At 71.8% G+C, this 6,792-nt stretch carries 5 protein-coding genes; 1 reads left to right on the top strand and 4 read right to left on the bottom strand.

Annotation, left to right across the window (positions count from 1 at the left end):
• From ACE3Q3_RS17885 to amrB, 4 genes are all read right to left on the bottom strand, one after another.
• Positions 1-995: ABC transporter permease (locus ACE3Q3_RS17885; protein WP_374448384.1), on the bottom strand; the 995-nt coding region annotated here is incomplete at its 3' end.
• Complete coding sequence (gene rbbA / locus ACE3Q3_RS17890; RefSeq protein ID WP_374448385.1) at positions 995-3,751, bottom strand: ribosome-associated ATPase/putative transporter RbbA; 2,757 nt, start codon at positions 3,749-3,751, stop codon at positions 995-997. The genes rbbA and ACE3Q3_RS17885, both read right to left, overlap by 1 nt.
• Positions 3,748-4,818 carry an HlyD family secretion protein gene (locus ACE3Q3_RS17895; RefSeq protein WP_374448386.1) on the bottom strand — a complete coding sequence of 357 codons (1,071 nt, stop codon included), beginning with the start codon at positions 4,816-4,818 and terminating at the stop codon, positions 3,748-3,750. The genes rbbA and ACE3Q3_RS17895 overlap by 4 nt, the downstream gene beginning before the upstream one ends.
• A gap of 88 nt (positions 4,819-4,906) precedes the next feature.
• Entirely contained in the window at positions 4,907-6,289 is a 1,383-nt protein-coding gene (gene amrB, locus ACE3Q3_RS17900; RefSeq protein WP_374448387.1) for an AmmeMemoRadiSam system protein B, read from the bottom strand.
• A 57-nt stretch (positions 6,290-6,346) separates the two neighbouring features.
• Here amrB and amrS point away from each other — a divergent pair.
• The coding region (gene amrS / locus ACE3Q3_RS17905; protein ID WP_374448388.1) for an AmmeMemoRadiSam system radical SAM enzyme at positions 6,347-6,792 on the top strand (446 nt) is incomplete at its 3' end.

Consider the following 6,792-nt stretch of genomic DNA (forward strand, 5'->3'; position numbering starts at 1 on the left):
GCCTGGGCCAGGACGACGAAATGGGTGTTGGGGGCGATCGACATGATCGCCTGGATCGCCTCCGGCATGCTCTCGCGCGGGGTCACCGTGCCGGAGAGGATCTGGAGCGGGATCAGGACCAGCATCAGCAGCAGCCCGAATTGCGGCATCGAGCCGGCGACGGTGGCGAGGAAGATGCCCATGCTGGTGGTGGCGAAGAGCTGGAGCGCGGTGCCGACGAGGAAGAGGGCGATCGACCCCTGGATCGGCACCGCCAGCAATCCCTGGACGATCAGCAGCAGCGACACCGCCGCGGCGATCAGCACGACCAGGCCCATCGACCAGACCTTGCTCGCCATGATCTCGAACGGCGTCACCGGCATGACCAGCAGATGCTCGATGGTGCCGTGTTCGCGCTCGCGGATCAGGGCCGCGCCGGTCAGGATGATCGACAGCATGGTGATCGTGTCGATGACCTCGCTGACCGATCCGAACCAGCCCTTGTTCAGCTCCGGGTTGAAGCGAGCCCGCAGCGCCAGCTCGACCGGCAGCGTCTGCACATGGCGATGGCGCTCGGTGAACTCGCGGACCTCGGCGTCGACGATCCCCTGGACGTAGCCGCTGCCGGCGAAGGCCTGGGTCATGCGGGTGGCGTCGACGTTGAGCTGGATGGTCGGGGCGCGGCCGGCCAGCACGTCGCGCTGGAACTCGGGCGGGATGTCGAGGGCGAAGGTGTCGAGCCCGGCATCCATGCGCGCATCCATCTCCGCCTGGCCGATCAGCCGCGGCAGGGTGAAGTAGGGCGGCTGGAAGGCGCCGACGATGCGCGCGGAGAGCGGCGAGCGGTCCTCGTCCACGATGGCGATCGGCGCCCGGTTCAAGGTCTCGGGCAGGGCGTGGGAGGCGGTGTAGACCGAGAGGGTGAAGGCGTAGACGATCAGCACCAGCAGCGCCGGGTCGCGGCCGAGGCCGCGCAGTTCCTTGATCCCGAGATGGAAGATGGTGGCGAGGCGCATCACGATGCCTGCTTGCGCAGGAGCAGGGTGCCGAGGGTGAGGAGGACCGGGATCGCGGCGGCGAGCGCCAGGATCTGCGGCCCGAGATCGGCGAAGCCGAGCCCCTTCGAGAAGGTGCCGCGGGCGATCGCGACGAAATGGGTGGCCGGGTAGACCTCGCCGATCAGGCGGCCGGCGCCCTGCAGCGAGGAGACCGGGTCGACCATGCCGGAGAACTGCACCGCCGGGATGATGGTCAGCAGCGCGGTCGCGAAGATGGCGGCGATCTGGCTGCGCATGAAGGCCGAGACGACGAGCCCCATGGCGGTCGAGACGACGACGTAGAGGCCGGCGGCGGTGGCGAGCGCGGCGAAGCTGCCGGTCAGCGGCACGCCGAGGACGAAGACGGCGGCCGCCGCCAGCATCAGGAAGTTCAGCATGCCGAGCAGGATGTAGGGCACCTGCTTGCCGGTGAGGAACTCGAGCCGCGACACCGGCGTGACGTAGAAGTTGATGATCGAGCCCAGCTCCTTCTCGCGCACGACGCTGAGGGCGGCGAGGATGGCCGGGATCATGAGCAGGAGCAGGGGGATGACGGCCGGCACCATCGCCACCAGGCTCTGCACGTCGGGGTTGTAGCGGTAGCGCAGCGCGATCTGATAGCTGCCGACGATGGCGGCATCGCCGTAGAGTTCGCGGGCCTTCTGGGTCAGCCAGGCCGTGTGCATGCCCTGGATGTAGCCGCGCGCGGTCTCCGCCCGGGTCGGCAACGCGGCGTCGAGCCAGACCCCGACCTCGACGGAGCGGCCGCGGGCGGCCTGCCGGGCGAAGCCTGGGGGAATCTCGATGGCGACGCTGATGTCGCCCTGCCGCATGCGCCGGTCGAGGTCGGCGTAGTCGGTGATCGGTGCCTTTTCCAGGAAATACCGGGAGCCGCGGATCTGGTCGACATAGTCGCGGCTGACCGTCGTGTCGTCGCGGTCGAGGACGGCGAAGGTCAGTCGTTCGACGTCCAGGTTGATGCCGTAGCCGAGCACGAACATGAGGATGACGCTGCCGAGCATCGCCAGCGTCGCCCGGATCGGGTCCCGGCGCAGTTCCAGGGCCTCGCGCCTTGCATAGGCGAACATGCGCCGCAGTGGCGGCCAGCGGCTCTGGATGCTGCGCGAAGGGGGGAGCGGTTCCGCGTCGGCCGGGGCGGCCGCCGTCGGGGGCGGCGCGGCAGCGGCGCCGTCGGCCGCCGCGAGATAGCCGACGAACGCCTCCTCCAGGCTGGCCGCGCCCCCTCGCTCCAGGATCGCCGCCGGGGCGTCGCTCACCAGCACCCGACCGGCATGCATCAGCGAGATGCGGTCGCAGAGCGCCGCCTCGTTCATGAAGTGGGTGGAGACGAAGATCGTCACCCCGTCGCGCCGCGACAGGTCCGCCAGGATCTGCCAGAAGGCGTCGCGCGCCACCGGATCGACGCCCGAGGTCGGTTCGTCGAGGATCAGGATGTCGGGCGAGTGGATGAGCGCGACCGCGAGCGAGAGCCGCTGCCGCATGCCGAGCGGCAGGTCGTCGGGCAGCGCGTCCAGCAGCTGGTCCAGTCCGAAGCGCGCCGCCACGGCGGCGACGCGGTCGCCGCGCCCGTCCGGTTCGACGCCGAAGAGCCGCGCGTGCAGTTCGAGGTTCTGCCGCACCGTCAGTTCGGAATAGAGCGAGAAGGATTGCGACATGTAGCCGACGCGCCGCCGCACCGCCATGTCGCGCGGGTCGACCTCGTGGCCGAAGAGGCGCGCCGTGCCGGCGCTGGCCGGCAGCAGGCCGGTCAGCATCTTCATGGTCGTCGTCTTGCCGCAGCCGTTCGAGCCGAGGAAGCCGAAGATCTCGCCGCGGCGGATACGGAAGCTGACGTCCTCGACGGCGGTGAAGTCGCCGAAGCGCATCGTCAGATGCTCGGCCTCGATGGCGATGTCGCCGTCGCCGTCCGCCGGACGGGGCGGAATCGCGACCCGCCGATGGTCCCGCCGCGCGGCCTCCGGCAGCAGCGCCACGAAGGCCGCGTCGAGATCGTCGGCGCCGGTGCGCTCCAGGATTTCGCCCGGCGTTCCGGTCGCCAGGATGCGCCCGCCATGCATGGCGACGAGGCTGTCGAAGCGCGCCGCCTCCTCCATGTAGGCGGTGGCGACGAGCACGGTCATGCCGGGACGCGCGCTGCGGATGCCGTCGATCAGCTGCCAGAACTGGCGCCGGGACAGCGGGTCGACGCCCGTCGTCGGCTCGTCGAGGATCAGGAGGTCGGGGTCGTGGATCAGCGCGCAGCACAGGCCGAGCTTCTGCTTCATGCCCCCCGACAGCTTGCCGGCCGGCCGGTCCTCGAACGGCGCGAGGCCGGTCCCGCGTAGCAGTTCGCGGATCCGCCGCTCGCGCTCCCGCTTGGCGTGGCCGAAGAGGCGGCCGAAGAAGTCGACGTTCTCGAACACCGAAAGGGTCGGGTAAAGGTTGCGGCCGAGCCCCTGCGGCATGTAGGCGATGCGCGGGAAGGTCCGGGTCCGGTGACCGGTGTCGGCGATGTCGCCGCCCAGGACCTCCACCGTTCCCTCCTGGATGACGCGGGCGCCCGCCACCAGCGACAGCAGCGACGACTTGCCGACGCCGTCCGGGCCGATCAGGCCGACCATCCGCCCGGCGGGCACGTCGAGGTCGATGCCGTCGAGGGCGCGCACCCGCGGCCGGCCGCGGCGCGTCGCATAGGACAGCGCGACCCCGCTGAGGCGGGCCGCCAATGCCGTCATCGCGGCAGCACGTCGCGCAGGTGCGACGGCCACGCCACCTGCGGATCGAGGCGGAGATAGGCCATCCCGGGCAGCCCGGTCTTGACCTGGGTGATGTGCCGCTGGAGCAGCTCCGGGGCAATCCGCGCCTTGATCCGGAACATCAGCTTCTGCCGTTCCTCCTCGGTCTCGACCGTCTTGGGGGTGAACTGCGCGACGTCGGCGACGAAGCTGACATTGGCCGGGATCACGTATTTCGGGACGGCGTCGAGGACGATCCGGACCTCGCTGCCGAGGGCGACGCGGCCGGCCTGGGCGGTGGGCAGGAAGAAGGTCATGTAGACGTCGCCGAGATCGACCATGTTGAGCACCCGGCCGCCGCTCGCCAGCACCTCGCCCGGCTGGGTCACCCGGTACTGCACTCGCCCGGCGCGCGGCGAGCGCAGTTCGGCGTCGTCGATGTCGGCGGTGATGCTCTCGACCGCCGCCCGGGCCGCATCGGCGGCGGCGCGGGCATCGATCACCTGCGCCTTGGCGGCGCCGATGGCGGCCTCCGCGGCGGCGAGCTGGGCGCGGGCGGCGTTGACCGCCGCGCGCGCGCCCTGGGCCGAGGCGCGGTCGTCGTCGGCCACCTGCTGCGAGACCGTGTTCGAGCGGACGAGCTGCTCGGTGCGCGCCAGCTTGCGCTCCGCCGCGTCGAGCTGGGCCTCGCGCTGGGCGACGACGGCGACGGCGGCGGCACGCTCGGCCTCGCGCTGGGTGACGATGCTGCGGGCGGTCTCGATGCCGACCGTGGCGCGCTCGATCTGGGCCTGGGCCTGCCGGCGCTGCGCCTCCAGCTGCTGGGTGTCGATGCGCGCCAGCACCTGCCCGGCGGAGACGAAGTCGCCCTCGTTGGCGAGGATTTCGCGGACCCGGCCGGGAATGCGGGTCGCGATGTCGATCTCGACCGCCTCGATGCGCCCGTTGCCGGAGACGATGCCGGCCGGCAGCGTCGCCTGACCGAACCGGACCCAGGCGTAGTAGCCGCCGGCTGCGACCGCAACCGCCAGGGCGGCCGGGATCCACCATCGTCCGGGCTTCGCCATCCTCTGCTCCTCCGACTCCCGCGCACCGCGGCCGACAAGCTGGTTCCGTGCCACCGCGGCGGGAAGGCGACAAAGCGTCTCGCGCCGCTTATCCGCCGGCCGGAACGAGGTCGCCGTCGAACTTCTCGACGCCGAAGCGCCAGGCCCGCAGCCCGGGCGACCAGTGGTCGCGCGGCAGCCCCGCCTTCGCCTTCAGCTGGCGCACGAACTGGGCCGGTTCGGGCAGGCCGGACCAGACATGGGGCAGGAACAGCCCGCGCTTGCCCTGGTCCTGCAGGATGACGCCGTCGCGATCGGGCTGGAGGGCGGCCACGAGTTCGGCCTCGTCCCGGAAGGCGATCGGCCGCGGCGTCGACAGGATCGAGACCGACATCCGGCAGCGCGCCAGCTCGGGTTCGGTCAGCTTCGGGAAGCGCGGGTCGGCGAAGGCCGACTTGAAGGCGTTGACCGCGACGTCGCGGGCGAGCGGGGCGTGGGCGATGACCGAACCGATGCAGCCGCGCAGCCGGCCCTCCTGCTCCAGCGTCACGAAGGTCGCCCGGTGCGCGGCCAGCGTCGGCGGCGCATCCGGCGCGAACTCGACCGCCGCCGGCTCGCCCTTGTGGATGCCGCGGCGGATCGAGCGGGCGGCGAGGTCGAGCAGGAAGCGCCGCCGCGCCTCCGGCAGCCGCGCGGTCGCCGCATGCTCGAAGGCGTAGGAGCCGTAGCCGACGACGCGGTCCCGGTCGCCGCCCGTGTCGCCGGAATTGCGCAGGTCGATCGTGGTGGCGCGCATGTCGAGCTTGCGGGCCATCCGGATCAGGCCCTTGATGCCGACCCGGCCGCAGGCCTGATGGTCGGCGATGTCCTCGAGCTTCAGCAGTTCGATCGCCTTCGAGCAGGCCCGGTCGAAGCCGCTCGCGGTCTCGTAGTCGTGGAAGTGCGAGAGGTCGGAGCTGACGACGACCGCCGTCTCGGGACCGCCCCAGACCGCGTCCAGCACCGCCTCGACCCGCTCGGGGGGCATGGCGCCGACGAGCATCGGCACCAGCCCGACCGGTCCGAGCGCCGCCTGGATGAACGGCAGGTGGACCTCGAGGCTGTGCTCGCGCTGGAAGGGCACGTCGTCGACCGTCACGTCCGGCATGGCCAGCAGCGGCGCCATCGCCGCCCGGTCGACCGCGAGCTCGCCGATCGGCGTCGCGAAGGCATGGGCCTGCGGCAGCACCGCGCCGCGCACCGGGACCCGGTGCGCCGGCCCCATCAGCACCACCCGCCGCACGCGCCCGCGTCCTGCCGCCAGCGCCCGGTAGGCGGTGGCGGCGACCGCGCCCGAATAGCCGAAGCCGGCATGGGGGGCGACGACGGCCTTGGGGTCGTGGATCTCGGTCCGGGCCGCCTTGAGGAGCCGCACGACCTCGGCGGCCAGGGCCTCGCGCCCCGCCGGATAGAAGGCGCCGGCGACGGCCGGCGGCTTGACGATGCGTTCCATGGCGGCCGGCAGCATAGCACCGACCGGCGCCGCTGCCGTAGACTGTCGTCGGATGCCATGACCGCCGAGGACCCCATTCCGGCTGCGGGCGATCCGTCCGTGGTGCCGGCCCGCCATTGGCAGCGCCTCGACGACGGGCGGCTGCAGTGCGACGTCTGCCCGCGCTTCTGCCGGCTGGCCGAGGGCCAGCGCGGCCTCTGCTTCGTGCGCGCCAACCAGGGCGGGCGGATGGTGCTGACGACCTATGGCCGCTCGAGCGGCTTCTGCGTCGATCCGATCGAGAAGAAGCCGCTCTACCACTTCCTGCCCGGCACCCCGGTCCTGTCGTTCGGCACCGCCGGCTGCAACCTCGCCTGCAGCTTCTGCCAGAACTGGGACATCTCGAAGTCGCGCCAGACCGACACGCTGGCCGACGCCGCTTCGCCCGCGGCGATCGCGCGCACCGCCGCCCGCTTCGGCTGCCGCAGCGTCGCCTTCACCTACAACGATCCGGTGGTGTTCCT

The organism is Allostella sp., from assembly GCF_041913585.1.
GTDB lineage: Bacteria > Pseudomonadota > Alphaproteobacteria > ATCC43930 > Allostellaceae > Allostella.

Excerpts from the sequence above, each read along its gene's own strand:
- rbbA (WP_374448385.1), bottom strand. The coding sequence starts at position 3,751 with ATGACGGCATTGGCGGCCCGCCTCAGCGGGGTCGCGCTGTCCTATGCG.
- ACE3Q3_RS17895 (WP_374448386.1), bottom strand. The coding sequence starts at position 4,818 with ATGGCGAAGCCCGGACGATGGTGGATCCCGGCCGCCCTGGCGGTTGCG.
- amrB (WP_374448387.1), bottom strand. The coding sequence starts at position 6,289 with ATGGAACGCATCGTCAAGCCGCCGGCCGTCGCCGGCGCCTTCTATCCG.